The sequence below is a fragment of the Vibrio bathopelagicus genome (genome assembly GCF_014879975.1).
In the GTDB taxonomy this organism is placed as follows: Bacteria; Pseudomonadota; Gammaproteobacteria; order Enterobacterales; family Vibrionaceae; genus Vibrio; species Vibrio bathopelagicus.
In genome coordinates this window covers 957,110-984,003 of the sequence record NZ_CP062500.1, presented here as the reverse complement: position 1 = coordinate 984,003, position 26,894 = coordinate 957,110, and the positions used below count along the sequence as shown (strand labels likewise).

At 44.1% G+C, this 26,894-nt stretch carries 23 protein-coding genes; 6 read left to right on the top strand and 17 right to left on the bottom strand.

Translation table 11 applies throughout. From position 1 onward, the window contains the following. Positions 1-89 precede the first annotated feature (89 nt). The 5 genes from IHV80_RS04495 to prmB form a co-directional block, all read right to left on the bottom strand. Entirely contained in the window at positions 90-1,535 is a 1,446-nt protein-coding gene (locus IHV80_RS04495) for an ATP-binding protein (RefSeq protein ID WP_192890187.1), read from the bottom strand. Positions 1,536-1,593: 58 nt separating this feature from the next. Continuing rightward, positions 1,594-2,322, bottom strand: coding sequence for a response regulator (locus tag IHV80_RS04490; RefSeq protein ID WP_192890186.1), 729 nt, complete (start codon positions 2,320-2,322; stop codon positions 1,594-1,596). A gap of 157 nt (positions 2,323-2,479) precedes the next feature. Further along, positions 2,480-3,937 carry a protein adenylyltransferase SelO gene (locus tag IHV80_RS04485; protein ID WP_192890185.1) on the bottom strand — a complete coding sequence of 486 codons (1,458 nt, stop codon included), beginning with the start codon at positions 3,935-3,937 and terminating at the stop codon, positions 2,480-2,482. Positions 3,938-4,422: 485 nt separating this feature from the next. Beyond that, positions 4,423-5,064, bottom strand: coding sequence for a LysE family translocator (locus IHV80_RS04480; RefSeq protein WP_192890184.1), 642 nt, complete (start codon positions 5,062-5,064; stop codon positions 4,423-4,425). A gap of 247 nt (positions 5,065-5,311) precedes the next feature. Beyond that, positions 5,312-6,244 carry a 50S ribosomal protein L3 N(5)-glutamine methyltransferase gene (gene prmB / locus IHV80_RS04475; RefSeq protein ID WP_017104863.1) on the bottom strand — a complete coding sequence of 311 codons (933 nt, stop codon included), beginning with the start codon at positions 6,242-6,244 and terminating at the stop codon, positions 5,312-5,314. A gap of 63 nt (positions 6,245-6,307) precedes the next feature. Between prmB and smrB the strand changes: the two genes are divergently transcribed. Then, a complete protein-coding gene (gene smrB, locus IHV80_RS04470; protein ID WP_076671161.1) occupies positions 6,308-6,838 on the top strand; it encodes an endonuclease SmrB in 531 nt (176 codons plus the stop codon). Positions 6,839-6,973: 135 nt separating this feature from the next. Here the strand turns inward: smrB and sixA are convergent, their stop codons facing one another. After that, entirely contained in the window at positions 6,974-7,438 is a 465-nt protein-coding gene (gene sixA / locus IHV80_RS04465) for a phosphohistidine phosphatase SixA (RefSeq protein ID WP_192890183.1), read from the bottom strand. Positions 7,439-7,743: 305 nt separating this feature from the next. Between sixA and IHV80_RS04460 the strand changes: the two genes are divergently transcribed. After that, positions 7,744-10,521: an insulinase family protein gene (locus IHV80_RS04460; RefSeq protein WP_192890182.1), complete on the top strand. Its 2,778-nt coding sequence runs from the start codon at positions 7,744-7,746 to the stop codon at positions 10,519-10,521. A gap of 310 nt (positions 10,522-10,831) precedes the next feature. Here the strand turns inward: IHV80_RS04460 and fadJ are convergent, their stop codons facing one another. After that, positions 10,832-13,078: a fatty acid oxidation complex subunit alpha FadJ gene (gene fadJ / locus IHV80_RS04455; protein WP_192890181.1), complete on the bottom strand. Its 2,247-nt coding sequence runs from the start codon at positions 13,076-13,078 to the stop codon at positions 10,832-10,834. After that, complete coding sequence (gene fadI, locus IHV80_RS04450) at positions 13,078-14,385, bottom strand: acetyl-CoA C-acyltransferase FadI (protein WP_102351303.1); 1,308 nt, start codon at positions 14,383-14,385, stop codon at positions 13,078-13,080. The genes fadJ and fadI overlap by 1 nt, the downstream gene beginning before the upstream one ends. A gap of 570 nt (positions 14,386-14,955) precedes the next feature. Here fadI and IHV80_RS04445 point away from each other — a divergent pair. From IHV80_RS04445 to IHV80_RS04430, 4 genes are all read left to right on the top strand, one after another. Continuing rightward, complete coding sequence (locus IHV80_RS04445) at positions 14,956-15,504, top strand: sigma-70 family RNA polymerase sigma factor (RefSeq protein WP_192890717.1); 549 nt, start codon at positions 14,956-14,958, stop codon at positions 15,502-15,504. Then, on the top strand, positions 15,497-16,225 hold the full coding sequence (locus IHV80_RS04440) for a DUF3379 domain-containing protein (RefSeq protein WP_192890180.1): 729 nt from the start codon (positions 15,497-15,499) through the stop codon (positions 16,223-16,225). Before IHV80_RS04445 ends, IHV80_RS04440 begins: the two co-directional genes overlap by 8 nt. A gap of 297 nt (positions 16,226-16,522) precedes the next feature. Continuing rightward, entirely contained in the window at positions 16,523-17,761 is a 1,239-nt protein-coding gene (locus tag IHV80_RS04435) for an outer membrane protein transport protein (protein ID WP_192890179.1), read from the top strand. A gap of 296 nt (positions 17,762-18,057) precedes the next feature. After that, positions 18,058-19,380: an outer membrane protein transport protein gene (locus IHV80_RS04430; RefSeq protein ID WP_192890178.1), complete on the top strand. Its 1,323-nt coding sequence runs from the start codon at positions 18,058-18,060 to the stop codon at positions 19,378-19,380. A gap of 95 nt (positions 19,381-19,475) precedes the next feature. Here IHV80_RS04430 and IHV80_RS04425 read toward each other — a convergent pair whose 3' ends face one another. The 9 genes from IHV80_RS04425 to ccmB form a co-directional block, all read right to left on the bottom strand. Next, positions 19,476-20,261 carry an MlaA family lipoprotein gene (locus IHV80_RS04425; RefSeq protein ID WP_192890177.1) on the bottom strand — a complete coding sequence of 262 codons (786 nt, stop codon included), beginning with the start codon at positions 20,259-20,261 and terminating at the stop codon, positions 19,476-19,478. A 118-nt stretch (positions 20,262-20,379) separates the two neighbouring features. Further along, positions 20,380-21,600, bottom strand: coding sequence for a c-type cytochrome biogenesis protein CcmI (gene ccmI / locus IHV80_RS04420; protein ID WP_192890176.1), 1,221 nt, complete (start codon positions 21,598-21,600; stop codon positions 20,380-20,382). Beyond that, positions 21,600-22,088: a cytochrome c-type biogenesis protein gene (locus IHV80_RS04415; protein ID WP_192890175.1), complete on the bottom strand. Its 489-nt coding sequence runs from the start codon at positions 22,086-22,088 to the stop codon at positions 21,600-21,602. Before IHV80_RS04415 ends, ccmI begins: the two co-directional genes overlap by 1 nt. Further along, positions 22,085-22,636 carry a DsbE family thiol:disulfide interchange protein gene (locus IHV80_RS04410; RefSeq protein ID WP_086712360.1) on the bottom strand — a complete coding sequence of 184 codons (552 nt, stop codon included), beginning with the start codon at positions 22,634-22,636 and terminating at the stop codon, positions 22,085-22,087. Before IHV80_RS04410 ends, IHV80_RS04415 begins: the two co-directional genes overlap by 4 nt. Positions 22,637-22,641: 5 nt before the next feature. After that, positions 22,642-24,612, bottom strand: coding sequence for a heme lyase CcmF/NrfE family subunit (locus IHV80_RS04405; protein ID WP_192890174.1), 1,971 nt, complete (start codon positions 24,610-24,612; stop codon positions 22,642-22,644). Next, positions 24,609-25,091, bottom strand: a complete 483-nt coding sequence (gene ccmE / locus IHV80_RS04400; RefSeq protein WP_017064106.1) for a cytochrome c maturation protein CcmE — start codon at positions 25,089-25,091, stop codon at positions 24,609-24,611. The genes IHV80_RS04405 and ccmE overlap by 4 nt, the downstream gene beginning before the upstream one ends. After that, the gene (gene ccmD / locus IHV80_RS04395) at positions 25,088-25,294 is read right to left on the bottom strand and encodes a heme exporter protein CcmD (protein ID WP_102435298.1); all 207 of its coding nucleotides are present in this window, start codon (positions 25,292-25,294) and stop codon (positions 25,088-25,090) included. Before ccmD ends, ccmE begins: the two co-directional genes overlap by 4 nt. Before the next feature lie 14 nt (positions 25,295-25,308). After that, positions 25,309-26,049, bottom strand: a complete 741-nt coding sequence (locus tag IHV80_RS04390; protein WP_192890173.1) for a heme ABC transporter permease — start codon at positions 26,047-26,049, stop codon at positions 25,309-25,311. Positions 26,050-26,225: 176 nt separating this feature from the next. Beyond that, complete coding sequence (ccmB, locus tag IHV80_RS04385) at positions 26,226-26,894, bottom strand: heme exporter protein CcmB (protein ID WP_122053846.1); 669 nt, start codon at positions 26,892-26,894, stop codon at positions 26,226-26,228.

Below are 26,894 nucleotides of genomic sequence, written 5' to 3'. Positions count from 1 at the left end.
GACTCGACGTCCGGTTCAATAAAGAGTCTACTTATTCTGATTTATAAGATTGAAACAAAAGGTAAGTCCTATGTAACACAATTGTTACATTACACTTCTAGGCCTCTTGGTATATAGACTTTGGCTTCTAAGCCACCTTGAGAGGAGTTACGAATAATGAGATCTCCGCCATGTCCATGCAGAATATTTCGACAAATCCCGAGCCCTAAACCGTGTCCTTGGTCGTCGGTTGCTAGCCTAAAGTAGGGTTCAAAAACCAACTCTAACTTATCTTCAGGGATACCTTTGCCGTGATCCTGAATCGTCACAATGACCCACACTGAGTCACTGCTGATATCTACCTCAGCTGACTTTCCGTATTTCACAGCATTATCGATAAGATTGGTGAGCACGCGTTTAATCGCCAAAGGTTTGGCAACCAAAGGCTCAATCACAGCAGGTTCAAACTCGACCTGAGTTTGGTATTGGTTGTGCAATTCAATCACGGAGAGCATCATCTCGTTGAGATCGATAATGGCATTGTTTTCATGAAGGTCTGTGTCTCTTACCGCTTGTAATGCGCCTTTCACCATCATCTCAAGCTCATCAAGATCTTTGTTGAATTTGTCTTTCTTTACTTCACTTTCCAGTAATTCTACACGCAACCTAAGGCGGGTGATTGGTGTCTTCAAGTCATGAGAAATAGCCGAGAACAAATGCTCTCGGTCGGCAACATAACGACGAATCCGCTGCTGCATGCGATTAAAGGCTCGGGTTGCCGTGACCAGTTCAGTCGCTCCTTCTTCTTTCAATTGGGGCTGCTGAATATCCATGCTCATTTCATTGGCCGCTCTAGCCAGTTTTTTGAGAGGTCGCACTTGGCGACGAATCATCAAGTAAGTCAGCACCAGTAGAATGAGCGTTGAAGAAACTAAGAAGATCACCTGCTCTCTGCCAAGAATCGTATCGTCGAGTTTCACATATGGCGCTGGCAACAATGCCGCAATGTACACCCATTCATGACTGGTTAATTCTATTTGAACAACAAGAATAGGTGGATTAAGAGGCTCTAAGGTTAACGTGTGATGAGCCCATGATCGCGGGAGATCGCTCAAGTAGATGTCATTTTTAAGCAAACGAAGGTGTTCTGGACGTGAGAAATCTACCCGAACCGATTCCACTTTATTAAGTTTGCTACTCAAAACACTTTCTATGGCCTCAATTGAGGCGTTTTTTAAGCGAGTGTCAGGGATCGGCTCAACAATCAGCGCCTCTTTATTGAAAGAAACAAAGAAACGCGTACCGCCCATATTTCGAATTTGATCCAGCACGATATGACGATATTTAACGGGCAGAGACTGGAAGAAAGTCACCGTCGAGGCAAACATATTCGCCATGCTCGAAGAGGCAGAACGAATCCCCTCCAGTTCTTTGTTTTTGGATTCGCTATACCAAATAGACGTTGCGATACCTTGAGCGATCACCACCGCTAGCAAGGTCAACAACAAGGTTCTTGCGACCAAAGAGTTTGGCTTTAACCGGCTCAACCAGTTCATACGAGATACTTCATTGGAAATACTTTATTAGCATTACTTGATTAACAGTAGGTCATTCTTAGTGTTCATACTGAACAGGCACAGCAAGAATGTAGCCGTTGCCGCGCATAGTTTTGATGTAATGAGGATATTTACCGCTGTCGCCCAATCGGCTTCTCAGACGACTAAGCTGCACGTCAATGCCACGTTCAAAAGGCAGCGCTTCACGGCCTCTGGTCGCAAAAGAGATGGTGTCACGGTCAAGAACTTCGTTAGGGCGAGTTAAGAACAACATCAACAAAGAAAAGTCACTGCCCGACAAATCCATCTCTTCTGAATTTTCATTGTGAGAGATTCGATGTGCTAGCGTATCGAGCGTCCAATCACCAAAAATGATCTGTTTTGGTAATGCATCACTTGGCTTATCCTCCACCACTTGAACGCGGCGCAACAACGCTTTAATACGCGCCATTAACTGACGAGGACTAAACGGCTTTGCGATGTAATCATCAGCACCAATTTCTAAGCCGATAATCTGATCGGTTTCATCCGATACCGCAGTCAGCATAATGATAGGCACATTTGATTGTTTTCGGACGCGCTGACACAAGGTAAAACCGTCGTCACCGGGTAGCATCACATCAAGAAGAATCAGATCAGGATAACCTTGGTTTTGCAGGTGGGTATCGAGTTCGATACCGTCTCCAACGGAGGAAACATCGAAACCAGATTTTGTGAGGTACTCTTCCAGCAGCTCGCGGATTTCTTGATCATCATCCACCACGAGAATTCGAGTATTTGTTGGCATCGCCCAAACCTATTAAATTTACAACTTATTCACATAGTGTATAGGCTGGCCGATTATTTGATTATTGACATATTTGTAAAGTTAGACGAGCAAACAGATAAAGATCACATCTTAGTGACCTCTACCTGTACTTAGCGACTCAAAGAATCATAGAAGGTTAAGAGGAACAGCTGATTTCCATGGCTTTGCCCCACTCAGGTGGCAAGGCAGCAAGATATTCGTAGTCAGGGTGTTCCGCATAAGGGTCTGCCAACACCACCATTAACGCATCAATATCACTGCTATCTCCACGCTCGGCTTTATCTATCGCGAGCTGAGCTAGGTAGTTTCTGAGGATGTATTTAGGGTTTACCTGTCTCATTTTTTCACAGCGCTCTGCCACTGAACTCTCTTCCAGTTCACAGCGTTGCAAGTAGTTATCCAGCCATAGCTTTGCGGCCTCGCGGTCGATAACCATGTCAATCACGTCTTGCGGCTGCAAGGTATCTAGGTCAGACAGCGTTCTAAAGAACCTTGGGTAATCGACTTTATTTTGCAACATCAGTTCGAACAACGATTCAAACAGGCGACTGTCACCTTCGTGTTTCGAAAGCAATCCCAACTTACGACGCATCAACTGGCTAAAATAACCATTCATTTGTGGTTCGTACTGCTCTAGCGCTGCCTCTAAATCGGCTTTATCCACCAGTGGCGAAAGAGAATGAGCCAGTGCCGACAAATTCCATAATCCAATTCTAGGCTGTTGATTAAAGGCATAACGACCTTGGTAGTCGGAGTGATTACAGATCAATCTTGGATCATATTCATCTAAGAAGGCGAACGGGCCATAATCGAAGGTTTGGCCGATGATCGACATGTTATCGGTGTTCATTACTCCGTGAGCAAAGCCATTCGCTTGCCACAATGCGACCATTTCTGCAGTGCGATCAACAATCTCATTAAACATTGAAGCGTAGGGCTTTTCTTCATCGAGACATTCAGGGAAATGCCACTCAATAACTTTATCAGCCAGTAACTTATGCTCAGCCAATTGATTGGTATAAAACAGATGTTCAAAGTGACCGAAACGGATGTGTGACTCAGCAGCACGCACCAACAATGCGCCCCACTCTTGCTTCTCTCGATATACGGGTGTGTCGCTGGTCATCATCGCCAACGCGCGAGTGGTTGGGATATTGAGCCCTGCCATCGCTTCGCTACATAAGTACTCACGAACGGTTGATCGAATAACAGCACGTCCATCGCCCATACGAGAATATGGCGTTTTACCTGCACCTTTAAGGTGTAAGTCAAAAGTTTCACCACTTTTCGCGACAATTTGAGCTAATAACAGCCCTCTTCCATCACCTAAATCAGGGTTATAAGAGCCAAACTGATGGCCTGCGTATTTCATTGCTACGGGTAAGAATTGCTCAGGTTCAACATTGCCCGATAACGTCTCAAGCAATTCCTCTGAGGCATCCTCAAATAACGGAAAGCCGAGTTCATTCGCAAGGTTATGGTTCCATGCGAGCCATTGGACATTGCTGAGCGGTGTAGGTTGAATTGGGGTATAGAACAGTCGAGGTAATACAGTAAATCGATTGTTAAATGAAATAGAATCCCAGGCAGACATGAGAGATACACTGTAGATAAAAGATAACTTAAGATTATCACAGTTTGATAACAACTTCAGATCAGGTTATGCAGTGAGTTTATTGAGATAAAGGGGTTACTGAGGGAAAAGTACAGCTAAGAAAAAGTTAAGTGGCTAGCCTGATGAGAAGAGCCACATTTAAAAGAAGAGGAGTTCTAACTTTGAAGACTTTTTAACAAGTGTGTTCATAATAAAAACTAAAAATATAGAGCCATAAAGCTGACTACATTAGAGCAAGAATACCCACTAGAGACAGGGTAGAGAAAAGCCAAGTGCGGCTGATAACGCCAAAGTTACTGTGTTGAATCATTTCTTGATGCTGCATATGTCTCTCCTTGAGAACGTGATGGTGTAACTACAATATATCGGCTTTTCGCTAAAAGCAGCAAGCATATTAATATTAACCTTTTATGACAGCATTAAGAATTTTCTGTAACTATTCAGCCCTTTGATAAATCGAAAAGTTATGCTCGGCTTGTCGTAGAAAGTAACGCTCCTGCACCAATAAACACGCCCCCTGTAACACGGTTAAATACCTTGGCTCGACCCTTTGCAAATAACCAAGTTGATGATTTTGCACCTAGATAGGCGTAGACCAATAACCAAGACAACTCCATGACAACGAAGGTCAAAGCGAACACCACAAATTGAGGAAATAGCGCTATCGATGGGTCAATAAACTGAGGGAAAAGTGCGGTAAAAAACAGGATAGCTTTTGGGTTACTCGCACCAACAATAAAGCCACTGACATAATGCTGTGCAGCACTTTCTTTAACAGGTTGAGAGCCTGCTTGCTGATTCGATAGCTTGTCATAATCTTGCTGACTCGACCGTAGCGACTTCCAACCGAGATAAATAAGGTAAGCAGCACCCGTCCACTTAATGATAGTAAACACCACTTCTGACGAAGCAATAATCACCCCTAAACCGGTAAACGATAACGTTAGGATTCCGGTAATGGCAGTCACGCTACCCAGGGCGGTAAATATCGATAACTTAAAGCCAGATTGCACACCCTTAGTCATGCACAACAAAGAACTTGGCCCTGGCGAGGCAGTTAAAATCAACACCGCCAACAAATAATAAATCCATGTATCAAAGGTCATCGCGAATTCTCCTTAACTCACTAAAACGACTAAACATTAAGCACCAATATGTAATAGCTATTCATATTAAGCAACTCAATATTGAGCGTGTTCACTCTGTGTTGACTACTTATCCCTTAAATTTCGGCAATAAAAAACGCCATGCATCACTGCATGGCGTTTAAATTCAAACGTTTCAAATAGAACGTCTTACAAGGTTCTGACCTTAAGTTTCAAGCTTGTTTTCTAAGCTAAAACGAGCAGTAACCTAATCTTTGTAGATAGAGAACTCGTCAGCGCAAGCTACGAGCTGCTCGCGAGTGATCATGAATACACCGTGACCACCGTTTGAGAATTCAATCCAAGTGAATGGAAGCTCTGGGTACTGATCCATCATGTGAACCATTGAGTTGCCAACTTCACAGATCAGAATACCATCATCAGTTAGGTAGTCTGGTGCATTTGCCAAGATACGGCGAACCAATTTAAGTCCGTCTGTACCTGCAGCGAGGCCAAGTTCTGGTTCGTGAGTGAACTCATCTGGCAGGCTGTTCATATCTTCTTCATCCACGTAAGGTGGGTTCGATACGATCAGGTTGTATTTTTCTTTTGGCAAATCACGGAAAAGATCTGAGCGGATTGGGAACACTTGTTGCTCCATGCCGTGATCTTGAACGTTCTGCTCTGCAACTTGTAGTGCGTCTGTAGAGATATCAATCGCATCCACTTCCGCATCAGGGAAAGCATGAGCACATGCAATCGCAATACAGCCACTACCCGTACACATATCCATGATACGAACAGGTTCTTCAGTTAACCAAGGTTGGAATTGAGCTTCAATCAACTCACCAATTGGAGAACGAGGCACAAGAACGCGCTCATCAACAAAGAACTCAAGACCACAGAACCAAGCTTTGTTGGTTAGGTAAGCGGTTGGGGTACGATCATTGATACGCTTGATCACACGCTCAACAATACGTAGACGCTCACTGCTTGTTAAACGAGAGTTCAAAACATGCGGAGGAACATCAATCGGTAGATACAGAGTAGGTAAAATAAGTTGTACCGCCTCATCCCACGCGTTATCAGTGCCGTGACCATAAAATAGGCCCGCTGCGTTAAAGCGGCTAACAGTCCAACGAATCACATCTTGAAGCGTGTGTAGTTCTGATACCGCTTCTTCTACAAAAATCTTATCCAAAATTGTCTCCGAAAAGCGCTACAATACTGCTAATTACGTTTCTAATTTAGAATTCATAACCTGATGAGCAAAAAAGACACCGACTTTGATGACGATTTCGCCTTATTCAACGATGCAGTAAAGGGCGTTAAAAAGTTGCAACAGGATACCATAGTCCAGCAGCCAAAAAGAAATACCAAGCAAAAAGAAATTACTCGAACGGCCAGACAAGCCAGTGATAGCGAGTTTTACTTCTCTGACGAGTTCATTCCGCACCTTAGCGAGGAAGGACCAACACGTTATGCGCGCGATGATGTCTCTAAATACGAAGTGAAACGCCTACGTCGTGGGGTTTATGTACCCGACGTGTATCTCGATATGCATGGCATGACGCAGCAAGAAGCCAAACGTGAGCTTGGGGCTATGATTGCACACTGTATTAAAGAAAGTGTGGCATGTGCCTGTGTTCAACATGGTATCGGCAAGCACATCTTGAAGCAGAAAGTTCCACTGTGGTTAGCACAGCACCCAGACGTAATGGCCTTTCACCAAGCACCGTTAGAGTTTGGCGGTCATGGTGCGCTATTGGTTTTACTTTCTATCCCCGATAAATAGCCATCGATTTGTTGTTTATTCTAAAAAGTAAGTCCAGCACCTTATCGTTAGGTAAAAGTAGTCCGTTAGAAACAACAAAGGGCATCTCAATAATCATGAGGAGCCCTTTTATTTATCTTTAAAAACTGTCTATCGCTACGGATTAATGTTCCAAAGCAACTCGCCCTTTTGTGTCTCAAGGTCGAATTCAATACAGGCTAAACCTGACGTTGGGAACATAGGCGGTGCCATGCCCGTTGCAAATTCCGCTGTTAAGTAGCCTACTAGAGGTAAATGAGAAACAAATAAAATGGTCTCTAGTTTTTCTACTTCAGCCATTGCTAAGGTCAAATCAAACACATCGTCAGACATCCCATATGGCGTTATATCATCACAGGTTTCGATTTTCTTTCCAGAAAACGACTGAGAGATTTCCAACCATGTTTCTTGTGCCCTTAAATATGGGCTAACTAGCACTTTATCAAACTGGCTGAACCCTTGCTCATTTGCAGCTTGAGCCACCGCAAGAGAAGCCATTTTACCGCGCTTAGTTAACGCTCGTTCTGCATCCGAGTTCGCAAAATGTTCTGCTTCACCATGGCGCATAATGAATATTTTCATGTTCAATCCTGTCTATGTAACATGCCGAACGTCGATATATCCCATATATCAGCGATACGCTACTTAGGTTTGGCTCTCAACCTAGAGAAACCTCAGTCAATATAAATAATTATATCAAGTCACTTGCCAAAGAGTTCGACTTTCTTAACAATCTTATTAAAAGAAAATAAATCACTGATAAAAATCGATAAAAGTGATTTAGAAATCGCCAAATAGCTCTTCATATCCCAAAATATGATCTCAAGGTTTGCACCCCGAATCATCGGGTACATAATTTAAAAACCACCTTCTCTGGAGATGCTCCTTTGCACTTAAGCCCAAACGATGAACATCAATACCGTTACATAACCTTAAATAACGGGTTACGCGTACTGTTAGTTCAGGACCAAAATGCTCAAAAAGCAGCAGCTGCGTTAGCCGTCAATGTTGGCCATTTCGATGACCCTTCTGACAGAGAGGGGTTAGCTCACTACTTAGAGCATATGCTATTTTTGGGAACTGAAAAGTATCCAAAGGTCGGAGAGTTTCAAAGTTTTATCAGCCAACATGGTGGTAGTAACAATGCTTGGACCGGAACTGAACACACCTGCTTCTTTTTTGACATCGAATTAAATGCGTTTGAAACCGCACTTGATCGTTTTAGCCAATTTTTCACCGCCCCTTTATTCAATGAAGAAGCTCTAGATAAAGAACGCCAAGCCGTTGACTCAGAATACAAAATGAAACTCAACGACGATTCACGACGCTTGTACCAAGTTACCAAAGAACTGGTGAACCACAATCACCCATTCTCGAAGTTTTCTGTCGGTAATATCGATACGTTGGGCGACAGAAATGGCGAGACGATTCGACAAGAGATCCTATCGTTCCACCAGCAACAATATTCCGCCGACCTGATGACACTGACGTTATCTGGAAGCCAGTCACTTGATGATATGCAGAATTGGGTTGAGGAACGCTTCAGTTCTATTACCAACCATAATCTACAAGGCAAGAAGGTTGCGGTTCCAATTGTTGGCGAGTTAAGTACTGGCGTACAGGTACACGTAGAGCCGATAAAAGAAGTACGAAAGCTAATTTTGACCTTCCCAATGCCAAGCATGGATGAGCACTACGGTATTAAGCCAATGTCGTTCTTTGCACACCTACTAGGTTATGAGGGTGACGGCAGCTTAATGATGCAACTGAAAGAAAAAGGTTGGATTACCTCTCTTTCCGCCGGTGGTGGCGCAAGTGGCAGTAACTATCGTGATTTCACGGTCAGTTGCTCATTGACCATCGAAGGTTTAACCAAAACAGATAACATCATTCAAGCCGTATTCCAGTACATCAAACTCATTGAACAACAAGGCATTGAAGAGTGGCGCTACCTAGAAAAACGTGCGGTTTTAGAATCTGCGTTCCGCTTTCAAGAGCCAGCAAGACCACTTGATGTCGTTAGCCATCTCGTGATCAACATGCAGCACTATCAAGAGCAAGATGTGGTGTATGCCGACTACAAAATGTCGCATTTCGATGACGAATTACAACGCTCTCTGCTTCCTTACTTAACCGTCGACAACATGCGAGCGACCATCGTTGCACAAGGTTTCGAATACGACCGAGAAGCGAAGTGGTACTTTACGCCCTACTCCGTCACACCGTTTAACAGCGAACAACAGCAGTGTTTTACCTGCATCAACCCCGGTTGGCAGTTTGAATTACCCGATAGAAACCCATTTATTTGTTATGACTTAGACCCTGCAGAGCTTGAAGAGAAAACTGAATTTCCACAGCTGCTCGAAGAGTTAGACGGCTTTAAATTGTGGCACCTACAAGATCATCAATTTCGAGTACCTAAAGGTGTGGTGTATATAGCAATCGATAGCCCGCACTCAGTTGCTAGCCCTAGAAACATCGTCAAAACTCGCTTGTGTGTAGAGATGTTCTTAGACTCGCTTGAAAAGGATACTTATCAGGCAGAAATCGCCGGTATGGGCTACAACATGTATACCCATCAAGGTGGTGTAACGCTCACACTTTCTGGATTCAGCGAGAAACAACCACAATTGCTCAATATGATCCTTGAACGCTTTCAAGCACGCGACTTTAGTCCAACACGCTTCGAAACGATTAAGCATCAATTGCTCCGAAACTGGAATAATGCGTCGCAAGACCGTCCTATTTCGCAGCTGTTTAATGCAATGACGGGAATTTTACAGCCTAATAATCCACCCTATTCTGTGTTAATTGAAGCGCTAGAAACGATAGAGGTCGATGAGCTCTCTTCTTTTGTTCAAGCTATCTTGGCGGAACTGCACGTCGAAATGTTTGTATATGGCGATTGGAAAAAAGCCGATGCGCACAAGATGGCTGAAACGCTCAAAGATGCCTTACGTGTTCAAGACCAAGCTTACGAAGAGTCATTACGCCCGTTAATCATGTTGGGTGAGAACGGCAGCTTCCAACGTGAAGTGGTGTGTAATCAAGATGATTCAGCCATCGTGGTTTATTATCAATGCCCTGATATTTCGCCTAAAAACATTGCGCTGTATTCATTAGCTAACCACTTGATGTCGGCCACTTTCTTCCATGAGATCCGAACCAAGCAGCAGCTAGGTTATATGGTCGGCACTGGCAATATGCCACTCAACCGCCACCCTGGTATTGTGTTGTACGTGCAATCGCCGAATGCAGCTCCGGCAGACTTGTTGGCCTCTATAGACGAGTTCCTCAATGCCTTTTACATGGTGTTGTTGGAGCTTAACGACTATCAATGGCACAGCAGTAAACGTGGCCTCTGGAATCAGATTTCAACGCCAGATACCACCTTACGAGGCCGAGCTCAGCGCTTATGGGTTGCTATAGGCAATAAGGATTTGGAATTCAATCAGAGGGATCGTGTATTAGAAGAACTCAAAGGTCTGACTCGCTCTGACATGATGCGTTTCGTGGTTAATCAACTTAAACCACGCACCGCAAATCGATTGATTATGCATGCTCAAGGTAACGCTCATAACGAAGAAGAGAAGCTATCGGCAGGAGTAGAAATTGGTTCGATTGATGAGTTTCAACTGCGACCAAAAGACTGCGAGCTTGGCTAGTAATTCTAGATAAAAAAACAGAAGGTTGATGTGAGAGCATCAACCTTTTTTATTGAGCGCAATATTACAAGCAGATCTCCTATTACGCTCCTTCGTCGCTTTAGGAGATGACGGTAAAAAGAGCCGATACGCTCTCCTACGAAACCTAAATGCAGTTACCGACTTCCACTCGCCGTCATTCCCGAGAGGAAGGAACGACCGAGTCGGGAATCTGATTCCTTTCGCATACTCCTTAAAACAAAAAAGCCCGCATCAATCGTTTGATACGGGCTTCATAATTAATGTACTAGAAAGTTACTTCTAGAGAGAGTTACTTGTAGAAAGACTCATCCAATCCAGCACGTGTCAGTAGACCATCACATGGCGCGAAACGATCACCGTACTTCTTAGCGAAGTCGTTCATCATCTCAACCAATGACTTAATACCGATTTGATCCATATAACGGAACGGACCACCTAAGAATGGTGGGAAACCGATACCGAAAATAGCACCAATATCGCCATCTCTCGGACTACGGATAATACCGTCATCTAGACAACGAACCGCTTCGTTAAGCATCGGTAACACACAACGCATTGCGATGTCGTTATCGCTTAGCTTAGGTTCAGGTTGCAGCTTAAGCAGCTTGTAAACTGACTTATCAACTTCCTTCTTTTTCCCTTTGTAAGTGTAGAAACCTTTGCCACTCTTACGGCCTTTACGGTTGTCATTCAACAGAATATCGAACACATCAGGGCCTTGGAAGCGTTCACCTAATTCATTCACCAAAATCGGAATGATTTTCGCACCGATATCAACACCCACCTCGTCTAGCAAAGTAATTGGACCAACTGGGAAACCAAAGTCCAATAGCGTGCTGTCGAGCTTTTCAATCGGCTCATTTGCCAATAACAGATGCGCCGCCTCATTCATGTATGGAGCAAGAATACGGTTCACATAGAAGCCAGCCGTATCTTTAACAACAATCGGGGTTTTACCTTGCTTCTTCGCTAATGCAACAACCGTCGAAATAGTTTCTTCTGACGTTGTTTCATGAGGAATAACCTCAACCAGTGGCATTTTTTCTGCTGGGCTGAAATAGTGAAGACCGACCACGTTTTCTGGTCGTTGCGCCTTCTCTGCAATCTTATGGATTGGCAATGAAGAAGTGTTGGTCGCGAAGATTGTCTCAGGCTTGGCATTGGCTTCAATGTCCGCAACCATCGACTGCTTAAGATCAAGGTCTTCGAATACCGCTTCAATCACAACATCAGTGTGGTTAAAGCTTGTAAAGTCGATACCACCAGAAAGCTGAAGCATCTTACTTTCAAGGCCAGATCGGCTCAAAATGCGACGTTTACGCTGCTTATCGAACAACTTGTAGTTGTAGTTAAGCGCATTCAGTACACCTTCGTTAGACACATCTTTAATACGAACCGGTACTTTCGCTTTAGCAACACTAACATGGCTGATACCTGCACCCATTAGACCACCGCCTAATACGCCAACACGTTTAACTGCTTTCGGTTCTGCGTCTGCGCCGTGTTCTTTTTTCATTTCAGTCGTTGCAAAGAAAATCGAACGAAGGGCTTTAGATTCAGCGGTCATCACCAATTCAGAGAAACGTTTCGCTTCATACTGAAGGCCTTTATCAAAGCCGTTCTCTAAGCCATAACGAATCACATCAAGAATCGCATCAGCGGCAGGGTAATTACCGCGTGTTTTCTGATTGGTCTTCTTTGAAGCCTGTTCAAAAATCACTTTACGACCCAGACCCGTACGTGAAATCAGTTTTTCTTTGGTCGAAGCTTGGCTTTTAGACGCCAAGCGCTTGCCTTTTTTACCGCCTGAGTTCTTTTCAACAAAGCTCTTAGCGACTTCAAGCAAGATAGTTTCTGGCACGCAAGCATCCACAACACCTAGCGATTTCGCTTTCTTAGCGCGCAGCTGCTTACCCGTAAGAATAAGATCAAGAGAAGGCAGTAAACCGATAAGGCGAGGAAGACGTTGCGTGCCGCCAGATCCAGGTAACAGACCGAGCTGCACTTCTGGCAAGCCAAGGCGAGTCTTGTCTGAATCCGTACATACACGGTAATCACACGCCAATGCGAGCTCTAGGCCACCACCTAAACATGGGCCATGAATCGCTGCCACAACAGGATAAGGTAAATCAGACAGCGCTTGGAACATCTCTTGCCCCTGACGAGCGAGAGACTGCGCTTCATCAGCCGTCTTACAGGCATCCAGCATTCGAACATCAGCACCAGCAATAAAGTTGTCTGGCTTCAATGAATGAACGATTAAGCCCTTAACTCGACTTTGCTTTTCTTTCAACTGCTCGAAGATTGCTTTCATTTCTTCAGCAAACGCAGCTTGTAACGTGTTCATTTTTTCATTTGGCACATCGATCGCAAGCCATGCAATATCTTGGTCATCGATAGTTAAAGAAAATGCGGTTGCCTGTTTTACAGCTTCGTCGTTTGTAACCGTCTTGTCACTTTTGGATGCAGCCACTGGCGTTGAATCCGTTTTTTTGACTGCTTTCTTTTCTTTTTTCACATCAAGAGTCGTAGACATTATTCCACCTCCAAGATCATTGCTGCACCTAAACCACCAGCCGCACAAGCTGTATTCAATGCTAGGCCACCACCACGACGTTTAAGTTCACGCAGTGTTTGAGTCATCATACGCGCGCCAGTTGCTGCAAACGGGTGACCGTAAGCAATTGAGCTACCCAGAACGTTGAACTTCTCCATATCAATCTCACCGATCGCTTTATCACGGCCAAGATTCTTCTGTGCGAACTCATCGCTAGCAAACATTTTGACATTAGCCAGAACTTGCGCTGCAAACGCTTCATGCATCTCGATAAGTGTTAGATCTGACAATTCTAGGCCTGTGTTCTTCAACACTTGAGAGGTCGCGTAAGTCGGCCCCATCAACATATCCGTTTCAACACCAATAGCAGAGAACGCGTAACCACGAATGTAACCAAGTACTTCTAAGCCTAGCTCTTTCGCTTTGCCTTCGCGCATCAACATCACCGCGGCACCGCCATCGGTAAGAGGCGTGGCATTGGCTGCCGTTACGCTGCCGTATTGTCTGTCGAATGCAGGGCGCAATTTAGCGTAACCTTCAACCGTCGAGTCATGACGAATGTTGTTGTCTTCTGCTAGATACTTTTTATAAGGCGCAGGGAAGGCTGTCATCACTTCACCTTGGATCTTGCCCTCTTTCCAGGCTTGAGAAGCCAAAGAGTGAGAACGGTGAGCAAGTGCATCTTGTTCTTGACGGGTGATACCATGAGTTTTTGCCATCTGCTCAGCGGTTTGACCCATTGATAAACCGGTCGAGTATTCAGCAACAGCAGGCGGTACAGGCATAAGATCTTTAACGGAAAGCGTTTTAAGAATCTTAAGCTTTTGACCCATTGTTTTGGTTTTGCTGAGCGCTAATAAGTTTGCCGCTAACTTTTTCGAAACACCGATTGGCAATACAGAAGAAGAATCAGCGCCACCTGCAATACCAACATCAATCGTGCCTGCCATAATGCTCTCAGTGACGTTAACTGCCGCTTGGAAGCTCGTTGCACAAGCACGCGTCACACTGTAAGCATCGGTATTAATGTCCATACCTGTACCTAATACGATTTCACGCGCAATATTGGGTGCTTCTGGCATCTGCACAACTTGGCCGAAAACGACTTGCTCAATAAGTGCAGGGTCGATATCCGTTCGTGCAAGCATCTCGCTCACAACCATTTTACCTAGGTCGACTGCAGGCACCTGACTAAATTCTGTGCTCTGACGAGCGAATGGGGTTCGTAATCCAGCGACAACGGCAACACGTTCTCCAGAACGGGTTTTGACTTCCTGTTTGCCCATGATTTCTCCTTAAAGTTAAGAGGTCTGACCTGAAGCATTGTAAAGAAGTTGTTAATTAAATCAAACGGGCGTTTAAATAAACGTGATACGAGTATCTCACTGTTTGAAAATATAACTGGGTATTCAGGCGAACCTTTTTGGGGGAAAGGTTGTCCTAAGAGACTAAGCTATTGCTAGTAGAGACTGTTAAGCGTAGGTAAAGAGTCGATGGTTTTGTATCGGAGTTTTTCTGAAGGCAAAAAAAAACCACACAAAGCTGTGTGGTCGGAATGTATATAAAGCAATTAACTTAGCGCCAATTGAAATAATCAGTTTCCTGATTAGGAGAAAGTAAAGTCAGCCTTCAAAAGGAAGTGTCGTCTTGCTCAACATGCTAGCCACGAATGACTAACTAGACGACAAGGTGTACTATAGCTTGTTCGAGGCCTTAGATTTTGAAGTAGATCAATTTTAATGTGATTTTACGATTTCCTGCCGATCGTTAGCTCTAAAAATATAAAAATGAAGCACAACGTATAGAGGACAGCTATACGCAGAGCAATTATGGAGGCTCGTGTGTCAATAATAAAAATGTTTGGAAAGAAAACAGCCAAGCGTCCGGTCAACTCTGATATGGACAAACAAAGAAAATACGAAGCACTCGTGCGTGCCTATCATCGTGACCTCTTTCGCTACGCCTATTGGTTATGTAAAGACAAAAGCATTGCCGAAGATTTAGTACAAGAAACTTGCCTTCGTGCATGGAAGTCACTCGATAGCCTACAAGATGAAAAAGCCGCTAAGTCTTGGCTGATTACCATCTTGCGACGCGAGAATGCTCGACGTTTTGAACGCAAACAGTTTGATCTGGTTGATATCGACGATCATGGTAATGATGCTAGTGTCAGTGATGACCAACACCATCAACATCTGTGGTTGCAAGCTCAGATCATGAAACTTGAAATTGATTATCGTGAACCGCTCTTCTTACAAGTCATTGGTGGGTTTAGTGGTGATGAGATCGCAGACATTCTCGATCTCAACAAAAACACGGTAATGACACGTTTATTCAGAGCTCGCAATCAGTTGAAAGAGATGCTGGATACAGAAGAGGCAGAGAGGGGGCAACATAATGGATGATTTGGAATTTCGTCGTCGTGTATTGTCGGAACCTAAGCAACGTACACAAGATATTGTTGATGCAGCTGCAAATAGCGAAGCCAATAGTAATTTTTTAGACGATGTAATATCGCTTGATAAGCAGATCCATTCAGCAATGAACGTGGATGTGCCAGACGATCTCGCTGATCGTATTCTGTTCAATCAGACCTCAAGCGAAGAAAGTAAAGTAGTAAGGCCTACTTTTGCAAGGCGAGCGATGGCAATGGCAGCCTCAGTTGCATTCGTTGCAGGTTTGCTCGTTGGCCAAGTTAATTGGGGAAATGCTTTAGTTTCTCCAGCTCAAGCAAGTTTGGCTGATACGGCAATGAAACATGTGGTTAATGAAAAGAGTTTCGTTAGCGCGATCGATGAACAAGTTACATCGCAACAAATCAATGCCAAGATGAACCCATTTGCTTTTCAGTTTGATGAAGCGTTTCCTTATCACGTTTACTACTTGAACCATTGTGGCTTTGGTAAGTCCAACGCTGTACATATGGTCTTCCAAGGTCAAAAAGGCAAAGTCACGCTGTTTTTGACTGGAATTCCGACAGACAAATCGATCGACTTTGACGAGAAAGGTATGTCTGGTTCGGTAACACCTATTGATGACAGCAGTTTGATCCTTGTCGGTGAAGATGGCGAGGATGTTTCTAAAATCGCCGAAAAGCTAACCAAAATGATCAAACCGATGAGCTAATTCGCTCTCGAAGCCCCGTATTATAAGGCCCAGCAATTATACTCTTGATATTGCTGGGCTTTATTTATAAATAACCCGCAAAATCATTCACCAAACCAATACCTCTAGAGTTAAAACTCTAAAAAGCAGCATTTCCCACCAATTTCGTGCCAGATAGGCGTCATTTCCATAATTTTCCACTCAAAATTACCAATGGTCGGATTTGTATATCGTATACTTGCGAATAGGATCAGCCACCATTGAGCAATTGCTCAAATTAATCGCCCTGTAGAGGCGGATATATAAAGGAATAAATGAATGACTACCAACAACACGCGTCTGTTTAAAAAGTCTCTTTTAGCAGTAACAATCACACTGGCGTCTTCGCAAGCGATGGCAGCAGGTTTCCAACTTAACGCACAATCAGCAACCGGTATCGGCCGCGCTTTCGCTGGTGATGCAGTAATCGCAGATAACGCGTCAGTAATGGCACGTAACCCTGCAGCAATGGCACTATTTGATAAAACTGAGTTATCTCTTGGTTTTGAAAGTATTACTTCAATGATTGAAGTAAACGACGTTAATTACGTTGGTGGTGCAGTTCCAGTAGGCGATACAGATGATGTAGGTGATACGTCAATCGCTCCGAACATCCATTTAATCGTTCCAGTAAATGATAAGTTTGCTTGGGGTGTGAATGCTTACTCAAACTTCGGTACTAAAACCGAGTTTGAAGACAGCTACCCTGCGGCTGAATACGGCGGCTTAACTGATGTTAAAAGCATTAACTTTGGTCTAGCCGGTTCATACCGACTTAATAACCAATGGAGCTTCGGTGCTGGCTTAGACCTTATCTATGGTCAAGGTACAATGAAACGTACCTCTGGTGTAGGCATGCAAGCAGGTAACGTACCTTTAGGAACTCCTTTATTAAACGTAGACGAAGCTGACGGTTGGGCTGTAGGCTTTAACGTTGGTACGGTTTATGAGCTAGATGAAAATAACCGTTTTGGTCTATCGTACCGTTACAGCCCAGAAATGACAGCTAAAGATGATAAAGGTCAAGAGATCACACTTCCATTACCTGATATCGCTGAATTCTCTGGTTACCACAAAATCGAAGATACTAAATTCGCAGTACACTACTCTGTACAGTGGATCGGTTGGGGTACATTCGATCGAATCGAATTCGACAACCTGTCTCAAGGTGCAATCCAAGGTGCTTATAATAAAGAATACCAATGGCAAGATGGTTGGCACTACGCGATTGGTGGTACTTACTACCTAAACGATACTTGGACACTACGTACTGGTTACATGTATGACACTAGCGCACAAGACGAGCTAACTTCGATCTCTGTTCCAGATTCAGATCGTCAATGGTTCTCTGCTGGTTTCACGTACCATATTGATACTGCATCAAATGTTGACTTTGGCTTTACGTACCTACTAGGTGACGATGTAGACGTTACAGAAACCTCTTCAGGTACACCATTAACAGCAACAACTCATGCAGATGCTATTCTGTTTGGTCTACAGTACAGCCGTAGCTTCTAATATAAGCTAAGCTATAAATCTCAAAGGGTCGCATTACGCGACCCTTTTTTATTACCTAACCCACTGACCAATCTCAATTTAAGCTTACATGTGTAGCCTGCAAGGCCAATATATGGCTACAAGTGTACGCTCAAACTTCGCAACACAGCCGAAACATTCAGACTAATTACCTAATAATTAGTCACATTTGATCATTAAATCCCTAAAACACTGTTTTATTCGAATTTCATTTTTAAAGTAATAGCTCTAAACGTAGAATCACGCCACTAAATACTTATGATTCAGCGAACATAATAATGAAAATGAATAAGACTCTTCTATCTGCTGCAGTGGCAGTTGGACTACTTTCGACTTCTACCGTGACTCAAGCGGCAGGTTTTCAACTAGCAGAATACTCAGCAACAGGCCTTGGCCGTGCGTACGCTGGTGAAGCTGCAATGGCAGACGGTGCAGATGCTCAATGGCGTAACCCTGCAATGCTGACTTACCTAGAAGGCACACAAGTTTCTGTTGGTGGTATTTACGTTAACCCAAACATTGATGTTAAAGGAGAAGTAAACCACGCTCACCCTGCGATAGGTACAAGCCAAGCATCTTCAAACGATTTCGCAGATGACGCTATTATTCCGAACCTTTACATTTCTCACCGTTACAACGAGAAGTTTGCTATCGGCTTTGCATTTGGCACGAACTACGGCATGGAAACCAACCTAGGTGATGATTTCAATGCTTCCCATTTCGGTAATGAAGCAAGCGTAATCACTAAAGAAGCTAACTTAAACTTTGCTTATCAAATCGTTGAGCAAATTAGCATTGGTGGCGGTATTCGCTACGTAATGGGAGAAGGTAGCTTTGGCGCTACAGCACCAGCAAAAAATGCAATCGGTCTAGATTCAAACCAAATGCCAATCTCAGCTCCAGAAGGTACAACACTAAAGTACATGGAAGGCGATGACACGGCATGGGGTTGGCAAGTAGGTACTGCTTGGCAGATCAACGAAGATCACCGCATCGGTTTTGCCTACAAATCTGAGGTTGAACTGAAATTGGAAGGTCACGCAGAAGGCATTGGCTTTGGCATGACACCTGGCCAACGCGACAACGGTCATATGATGCTAGCGCTTCCTGCAACAGCAGAACTTGCAAGCTTCCATCAACTAACAGAAGCATTGGCTGTTCATGCTAGCTTCAACTGGACTGATTGGAGTTCATTCGAGAAGCTTCAAGCAGAGCTAAATACATATGGCAGCCATACAGTTAAAGTTGAAAACTGGGAAGATAACTACCGCCTTGCTTTAGGTGCAACTTACCAAGTTGACCCAAAACTAGCACTACGTACTGGTGTGGCTTACGATACTTCGGCAGTTAGCGACAAAAATCGTACTATTACAATCCCGGAAACAGATCGTACTTGGCTAAGTGTTGGTGCTGGTTACCAATGGTCTGAGCAACTGTCACTAGATGCTGGCTTTACATATATCATTGCTAAAGATGCTCCAATCACAGAATCACGTGGCTATGCATCTGACGATGCCGCAGAAGCTGTTGGTGGCCAATTTGTAGGTACAACAACTGGTAATGTTTGGCTAGTAGGCATACAAGCTAACTACCGTTTCTAATCTGTTTGACTTAATCTAAAGTCATAAACATTAAAAAGGCTCGATGTTGTTATCAACATCGAGCCTTTCTTTTATCAATTATTCAAGTGTTATATCTAGTAATCTTCTAGGTATCCATCGATGAAATCTTCTTCTTCAAGATCAACCTCTTCAGGCTCAATCTCGGCTTTAAAGTCACGACGTTGGATGTAAACATCACGTGTTAACGCATACGGATCCGGAGAATCATCCAACAACGCTTCTTGCGACACTAGCTGAGCACGCGTTTCCATTCCTTCAAATGCCCACTTGCCTAAGCTTGCCCAAAAGTTCAAGAAAGATAAAGGTACATATAAACCATCTACGGTTTCTGTTACTTCACGTGTCGTTACCGGACCGTAACCTGGCACCATAAAATATGGTCCATTCCCTACCCCGTAATGGCCAATCGCATCGGAAAATGACTTGTCATCGTATTTGGTGATTCCCGCTTCACTGGCAATATCAATTAGGCCTAACAGGCCAAAGGTGGAGTTAATCCAAAATCGGTTAAAATGATCGAGCGCTTTATGGCCATTCCCCATGATCAGGTTATTCACCATGCTCGATGGTTCGTCTAAGTTGGCTAAAAAATTGGAGATACCAGATCGAACGGGTACAGGAGTGTAGCCAACATAAGCGAGAGAAACAGGACGAACTAAATAAGGGTCTAGATATTCGTAGTTGATATCCCACATCGCTCGGTTAAATCCTTCGAAAGGATCATTCGGGTGGGACTCTTCGACGTATTCAGAGGTTTCGAGATTATCATCGTTAACGCTTTCGTCCGGCGCACTAGAACATCCAACCGTTAAGCTTGCGATAAAAAGTAAACTCGAGAGTCTTAAAACACTGGCAGACATATCACCTTTTCCATAAGGAATAATAAAAAAGGCCAGCAATCGCTGGCCTCAATTGTTTGCGTAAGTCTATACCGTTTATTACTAAAGCGGAATAGCTAACACTTATGCAAAGTGATGATTAATATTGTTTATTGATATCAATAGTAACGGGTGACCCCAATTCAACCACTTCACTCTCACCGTACCAATCACCGTCACGTGTAGAAACGTTGCCATCTGTATCAAGCCTAGCTCGAACCATTAATGTTTCAAGGCTAGACAACTTCTGACCTTCCATCATGCTATTGCCATCATCAAGGACAACAGTGCGTGGGAAAGTGCCCAATGGGTAACGAGCAGCTGCAACAGGCATTGGCGAGCCATCAGCTCTGTGCACTGAAACAACCAGTACAGACTTAGGATCAACATTGACATCGCCAGCCAGTTCAAGTGTTACTGCAACACTCTTACCTTGATCAACACCCATGGTATCGCCCATTTTCTTCTGTGCGCTTTCGATGCTGCGTGACAACATTTCGTAGCGGCTGTCTTGTGGACCAATCATCTGCTGCATGATGCTCCAGTACTTCACAGCACCTGGGTAGTCTTGACGCTCAAACGCATCGAACGCAAGCAGTGAGAACACACGAAGGTCAACGTAATCGTTTTGAACCAAACGACTAAGAAGCAAACGAGCTTGATTTTGCTCTGCCTCATCTGGCGATAGCATCAGCGCCTGTGCAAAGCCAAGTTGAACGTCTTCGTTTTTTGGCTCTAACTTATAAGCACGCTCCATAGCATCAATCGCTGTTTGCGCATCTCGGTTAGCAAGAGCAATACGACCTAGTAGCAACCAACCGGTTGAGTCTTTAGGTTGGTAATGCAAGCGAGTACGTAGTGCTAGTGTCAAATCTTCTAGTTCATCGTCTGTTAGCGCGCCACCTTCCGATGACATTAGCTTTTTAGACAACTCAGGAAGGTTTGAACTCACTTCTTGCCAGTGCTGAACTTTATCTAACGCCCCGAACTTAAAGTACATACCGTATGTAACAACCAAAACAAGAATCACTGATGGTACAACCACACCCAGCGTAGAGATTTGTGTTTTCTTGATCTTTTCTTGTGTTGGAACATCATCAAGTAGCGACTGTTTTAAGTCAGCGATCAGCTCCTGTTGATTATCAACAAGACCTTCTTCTGCTTCTACTTCTAGCTCATCTAGACGATCTTTGTAGAATGCTTTATTCAACTCATCGCGAAGCACATCATCGTTGTTTGCCTTTTTATTAATGAAGGGCAGAACAACTAAGAAAATTGCCGCTAGCGAAAGGATAATGGTAGAAATCCAAAATAGAGTCATTACTTCTTATCTCCGTCGTTCTCTTCATCGAGTAACGCTTTTAAGCGAGCTTCTTTGTCCGCATCCCAGCCTTTATCTGACTCAACTGCTTTCGACTTTGACTTTCTGCTTCGTAAAATGATCAAACCAAAACCAAACACAACCACCGCAAAAGGGCCAACCCAAAGGATTGATGTTGCTAGTGTCAGTGGAGGGTTGTAAGTAACAAAGTTGCCGTAGCGAGCAATCATGTAATCAATGATATCTTGCTTAGACTTACCGTCTTTTGTCATCTCGTACACTTTCTGGCGTAAGTCGACTGCTAGCTCAGCATTCGAATCACCAATCGTATTGTTCTGACATTTAGGGCAACGCAACGTATTACTCAGTTCTTTGAACTGCTGTTCTTGCTCAACGGTATCAAACTCATGAAACTCGATAGGCGCAGCAGAAACAGTCGCTGAAATGGCAAACGTAGCGAATAGAGTGATCAGTGCCTTTTTAATCATTTCGCTTCCTCCAGCAACTCTTGATACATAGGCTCAAGCGTCGATGCCCAGTTAGTTGGATTCACGTCACCAACATGGCGGTAACGAACCACACCGTTAGCATCAATTAAGAAAGTCTCAGGAGCGCCATACACGCCAAGATCTAGGCCTAGCATACCATCGCCGTCAAATAAGCTGATTAAGTACGGGTTACCTAGTTCTTTTAGCCAACCGACAGCTTTGTTGCGATCATCTTTGTAGTTCATACCAATGATCTTAACGCCTTGAGCGGCCAATTTATTCAGGTAAGAGTGCTCTGCATAACAGGTAGGACACCAAGTAGCCCACACATTAAGCAGCAGAGGTTCGCCTTTGAAGATCGCTTGATCATGAAACTTACCCGGTTGTTCTAAGTCTTCTAGACCGAACTCAGGTACAGGCTTACCAATCAACACCGATTCAAGTTTAGTCGGGTCATCACCCGACTGATTGCGAACTAATTGAGTTGCAAAGACTCCAGCTAGAATCATAAAAGCAATCAATGGAATGAATAAAATCTTCTTGTTCATTCGAATTAAGCCTCCTGCTCTTCAGCCGACTTTTTTGTTGGCTTACGGAAACGGTAACGACGGTCACTGATAGCAATAACACCACCAATCGACATGATCAAAGAACCTGCCCAGATCCAACGTACAAATGGTTTGTAGTAGATACGTACAGCCCAAGATTTGTTGTCGTCTAAACGTTCACCCATTGCGATGTATAAGTCACGCGTTACGCCACGGTCAATCGCTGCTTCTGTCATCATAGACTTAGCTGTGGTGTAGAAACGTTTTTCAGCGTGAAGCGTGTTGATGTATTTGCCTTCTTTGGTAATTTCAAAGTCAGCAATATAACCATCATAGTTAGGACCATCTTTGTCACGAACCCCTGTAAACAGGAAGCTGTATTCTTCAAGCTGGTAGCTTTCACCTGGCGCTAAGCGCACATCGCGTTCGATGCTGTAGTTTTGCACCATCGCGATACCAATCACTGTCACGGCTAAACCAATGTGACCACACATCATTGCCCAGTGGCTACGAGGCAGCTTAGTTAGACCTTTCAGGAATGTATGACGGTGAGTCGCACGCTCATGCAGCTCAAAGCCATGCATGAATATGATCCAAAACGCCATTACCCAACCAGCAAAAGCAGTACCGCTGAAGCGGTCAGCCAGTAGAGCAACCATTAGCGCACTCAAGCCAAGTGAGAATGCACCTGAAATCAGCATTGGTTTAACGAGCTTAGACAGGTTGTCACGTTTCCAACGGATCAGTGGACCGATACCAAGTAGGAACGAGAACGGAATCATTAACCAGAAGAACAACATATCAAAGAATGGAGCACCGATTGATACCGAGCCCAAGCCTAACTGTTTGTGAACTAATGGTAGTAGCGTACCTACTAACACAACGACGAGCGCTGCAATCAATAATATGTTGTTACCAAGCAGTGCGTTTTCACGAGAAACCAAATCAAAATTACCGCGAACACGAACTGATGCGCCTTTAACCGCAAACAACAGTAGTGAACCACCGATAACAAAGACTAGGAAACCTAGAATAAACATACCGCGAGCAGGATCCGACGCAAATGCGTGAACCGATACCAAGATGCCTGAACGAACTAGGAATGTACCTAGTAAGCTTAGCGAGAATGCAGAGATAGCCAGTAAGACTGTCCAAGCTTTAAATGTGCCACGCTTTTCGGTTACAGCTAGTGAGTGCATCAGTGCAGTACCAGCTAACCAAGGCATGAATGAAGCATTTTCTACTGGATCCCAGAACCACCAGCCACCCCAGCCAAGTTCGTAGTAAGCCCACCATGAACCTAGTGCGATACCTACTGTTAGGAATAACCAAGCTGCGATTGTCCAAGGACGCGACCAACGAGCCCATGCCGTATCAAGACGACCACTCATTAGAGAAGCGATTGCGAAAGAGAACGCAACAGAGAAGCCTACATAACCCATGTAAAGCATTGGCGGGTGAATAATCAAACCCGGATCTTGCAGTAATGGGTTCAAGTCACGGCCATCTACAGGGAAGAAAGGCAATGTACGTAAGAACGGGTTAGAGGTTACGATAATGAACAGCAAGAAGCCGACAGTAATCAAACCCATGATAGCCAGTACGCGAGCCACCGACTCTTGAGGCATACCACGGCTAAACGTCGCTACTGCAACCGTCCAACCTGCTTGGATAAGAACCCAAAGCAATAATGAACCTTCGTGAGCGCCCCAAACAGCTGTAATTCGGTAGTACCAAGGCAGCTGGCTATTCGAGTTACTTGCTACGTATTGAATCGTAAAATCATTTGTGTAAAACGCGTAACACAAGATAAAGAACGAAATCGCTAAGAATCCGAACATGCCCCACGACAATGGTCGTGCGCTGTTCATCAATAATGTGTTATTTCGAGCGGCTCCATACAATGGGAGCACGCTTAGCAGCAATGCAAGTCCCAATGACAGGATCATCGCAAAATGGCCGATCTCGGCTATCATTGAGCATTTCCTTCTTTTTGTTCAGTCGTGTATTGCAAAGGCTCATGGGTTTTCTTCATTGCTTCCGCAACTTCAGAAGGCATGTACTCTTCATCGTGCTTTGCCAACACCTCAAACGCTTCGATTGTCGTTGCATTTTTTAGAACACCCTGAGCAACAATACCTTGGCCTTCACGGAAAAGATCAGGAAGGATGCCATCGTATAAAATCGTTACTTTAGGGCCTACATCTTGCAAATCAAAGCTTACACGTAGTGATTCATTGTCACGGCTTACAGAGCCGACTACGACCATGCCACCAATACGTAGGCGCTGACCAACTTCAGGTTTTTTACCATCTTTGCCGTTGACCAGCTCAGTTGGTGTGTAGAACAGATCCATGTTCTGGTTAAGTGCGTAAACCATCAATCCAACAGTCGCACTGATACCAAAAAAGATCGCTAAGACAATGCCAAGCCTCTTTTTACGTCTTGGGTTCATAGAGTGTTCTCCATATTTTTTGCTGCATCGATACGAGCTTGACGATCAATCTTAGCTTGTACTTCAGTTAGTAATTGCTTACTACGACGAACACTTACTACCAGTAAGATAATCATCGCGAGGAATGTGATTCCAAATGCACTCCATACATATGAGGCGTAGCCACCCATGGCAAAGAAATCACTCAGAGATTCAAAATACATAATTACCTACCCTACTACGCTTTATCAGCCGCGAGTTTACGAACCCACGGACGGTGACTTTCTTTACTGATGATTTCGTTTCTAAAACGAACCATAGTGACGGCACCAAAGAAGAAGGCGAAGCCGAATATGTTAAGAAGAAGCGGCCATAACATGTCACTTGAAATAGAAGGCTTGTCGAACTTAGTGATCGTCGCACCCTGGTGAAGTGTGTTCCACCACTCTACTGAAAAGTGAATGATAGGTAGGTTGATGACACCAACGATAGCCAAAATGCCTGCCGCTTTCGCTGCTGTTTTTTGGTCATCAAAAGCATGATGTAGTGCAATCACACCTAAATATAGGAATAGAAGAATCAGCTCTGAAGTTAAACGTGCATCCCAAACCCACCAAGCTCCCCACATTGGCTTACCCCAAACCGCACCTGTTAATAGAGCGATAAAAGTAAACACAGCACCAACTGGAGCCATGGCCAACGCAGCCATTTCAGACAATCTCACTTGCCACACCAAACCGATAAAGGCAGCAATCGCCATAGACATGTACACGCCCATAGACCAAATCGCAGACGGAACATGGATGTAAATGATTCGGAAGCTATCACCTTGTTGGTAATCTGAAGGGGCGAACGCGAGGCCCCACACCGTACCAGCTGATAGACACAATAGCGCTAGGATAGAGAACCATGGCAAAAGTTTACCAGCGAGCTGATAAGACGTTTCTGCTTTGGCATAGGGATGGAGCCATTTCCACATGTTGTAATCTCACTCTTACTTCATATTGCTTACAGCTATAACAGCTATAATTATTATAATTTAGTTGGCTTGTATCATTTCCAGTGACTCTATGAGTTTGAAAGCTTTGATTAGTTCACTCTGAACAAGCAAAGTGGAAGTGAACGCTAAGTTAACGAGTTCAATTAGGTAGCGAACTAATTAACACTCACTCTCAATGCTGCACTAATAGCAAATGGGGTCAGTGTCATTGCGCCCATTAACATCGCTCCCAACACCGCTAACTGTCCGTTATACGCAACACCTAGTGCCGCCGCATCAATCGCTGATGTAGCAAATATAAGTATTGGGATGTAAAGCGGTAAAATAAGCAGGCTTAAAAGCACACCGCCCTTCTGAAGCCCTACCGTTAAAGCCACACCAATCGCACCAATAAAACTCAATGCTGGCGTACCGACCAATAACGTTAAAACAACCGACAGCCAGGTATCGAAATCCAAAGAGAGCAATACCGCCAATAGCGGACTAATCAAAATTAATGGTAACCCGGTCAATAACCAGTGTGCTATGACCTTGGACAATACTACCAACTGCAACGGGATGGGCATCAACATCATCTGCTCAAGGGCGCCATCTTGAAAATCATCGCGAAACAAGCGCTCTAAAGAGAGCAACGCAGAGAGTAAAGCGGCTACCCAAACAATGCCTGCTGCAATGCGTGCAAGTAAGTTTGGCTCTGGCCCAATACTTAATGGAAAAAGGGTAATTACAATGATGAAAAACCACAGTGGGTTAAAAATATCCGCTTGACGGCGAAATGCGATTAGCAGTTCACGTCGAATGATCATTGTCATTGAAGAGATCAT

Bases quoted from the DNA above. Each gene is read 5' to 3' on its own strand.
- IHV80_RS04495 (WP_192890187.1), bottom strand. From the start codon at position 1,535: ATGAACTGGTTGAGCCGGTTAAAGCCAAACTCTTTGGTCGCAAGAACC.
- IHV80_RS04490 (WP_192890186.1), bottom strand. From the start codon at position 2,322: ATGCCAACAAATACTCGAATTCTCGTGGTGGATGATGATCAAGAAATC.
- IHV80_RS04485 (WP_192890185.1), bottom strand. From the start codon at position 3,937: ATGTCTGCCTGGGATTCTATTTCATTTAACAATCGATTTACTGTATTA.
- IHV80_RS04480 (WP_192890184.1), bottom strand. From the start codon at position 5,064: ATGACCTTTGATACATGGATTTATTATTTGTTGGCGGTGTTGATTTTA.
- smrB (WP_076671161.1), top strand. From the start codon at position 6,308: ATGAGCAAAAAAGACACCGACTTTGATGACGATTTCGCCTTATTCAAC.
- sixA (WP_192890183.1), bottom strand. From the start codon at position 7,438: ATGAAAATATTCATTATGCGCCATGGTGAAGCAGAACATTTTGCGAAC.
- fadJ (WP_192890181.1), bottom strand. From the start codon at position 13,078: ATGTCTACGACTCTTGATGTGAAAAAAGAAAAGAAAGCAGTCAAAAAA.
- fadI (WP_102351303.1), bottom strand. From the start codon at position 14,385: ATGGGCAAACAGGAAGTCAAAACCCGTTCTGGAGAACGTGTTGCCGTT.
- IHV80_RS04445 (WP_192890717.1), top strand. From the start codon at position 14,956: ATGTTTGGAAAGAAAACAGCCAAGCGTCCGGTCAACTCTGATATGGAC.
- IHV80_RS04440 (WP_192890180.1), top strand. From the start codon at position 15,497: ATGGATGATTTGGAATTTCGTCGTCGTGTATTGTCGGAACCTAAGCAA.
- IHV80_RS04435 (WP_192890179.1), top strand. From the start codon at position 16,523: ATGACTACCAACAACACGCGTCTGTTTAAAAAGTCTCTTTTAGCAGTA.
- IHV80_RS04430 (WP_192890178.1), top strand. From the start codon at position 18,058: ATGAAAATGAATAAGACTCTTCTATCTGCTGCAGTGGCAGTTGGACTA.
- IHV80_RS04425 (WP_192890177.1), bottom strand. From the start codon at position 20,261: ATGTCTGCCAGTGTTTTAAGACTCTCGAGTTTACTTTTTATCGCAAGC.
- ccmI (WP_192890176.1), bottom strand. From the start codon at position 21,600: ATGACTCTATTTTGGATTTCTACCATTATCCTTTCGCTAGCGGCAATT.
- IHV80_RS04415 (WP_192890175.1), bottom strand. From the start codon at position 22,088: ATGATTAAAAAGGCACTGATCACTCTATTCGCTACGTTTGCCATTTCA.
- IHV80_RS04410 (WP_086712360.1), bottom strand. From the start codon at position 22,636: ATGAACAAGAAGATTTTATTCATTCCATTGATTGCTTTTATGATTCTA.
- IHV80_RS04405 (WP_192890174.1), bottom strand. From the start codon at position 24,612: ATGATAGCCGAGATCGGCCATTTTGCGATGATCCTGTCATTGGGACTT.
- ccmE (WP_017064106.1), bottom strand. From the start codon at position 25,091: ATGAACCCAAGACGTAAAAAGAGGCTTGGCATTGTCTTAGCGATCTTT.
- ccmD (WP_102435298.1), bottom strand. From the start codon at position 25,294: ATGTATTTTGAATCTCTGAGTGATTTCTTTGCCATGGGTGGCTACGCC.
- IHV80_RS04390 (WP_192890173.1), bottom strand. From the start codon at position 26,049: ATGTGGAAATGGCTCCATCCCTATGCCAAAGCAGAAACGTCTTATCAG.
- ccmB (WP_122053846.1), bottom strand. From the start codon at position 26,894: ATGATCTCTTCAATGACAATGATCATTCGACGTGAACTGCTAATCGCA.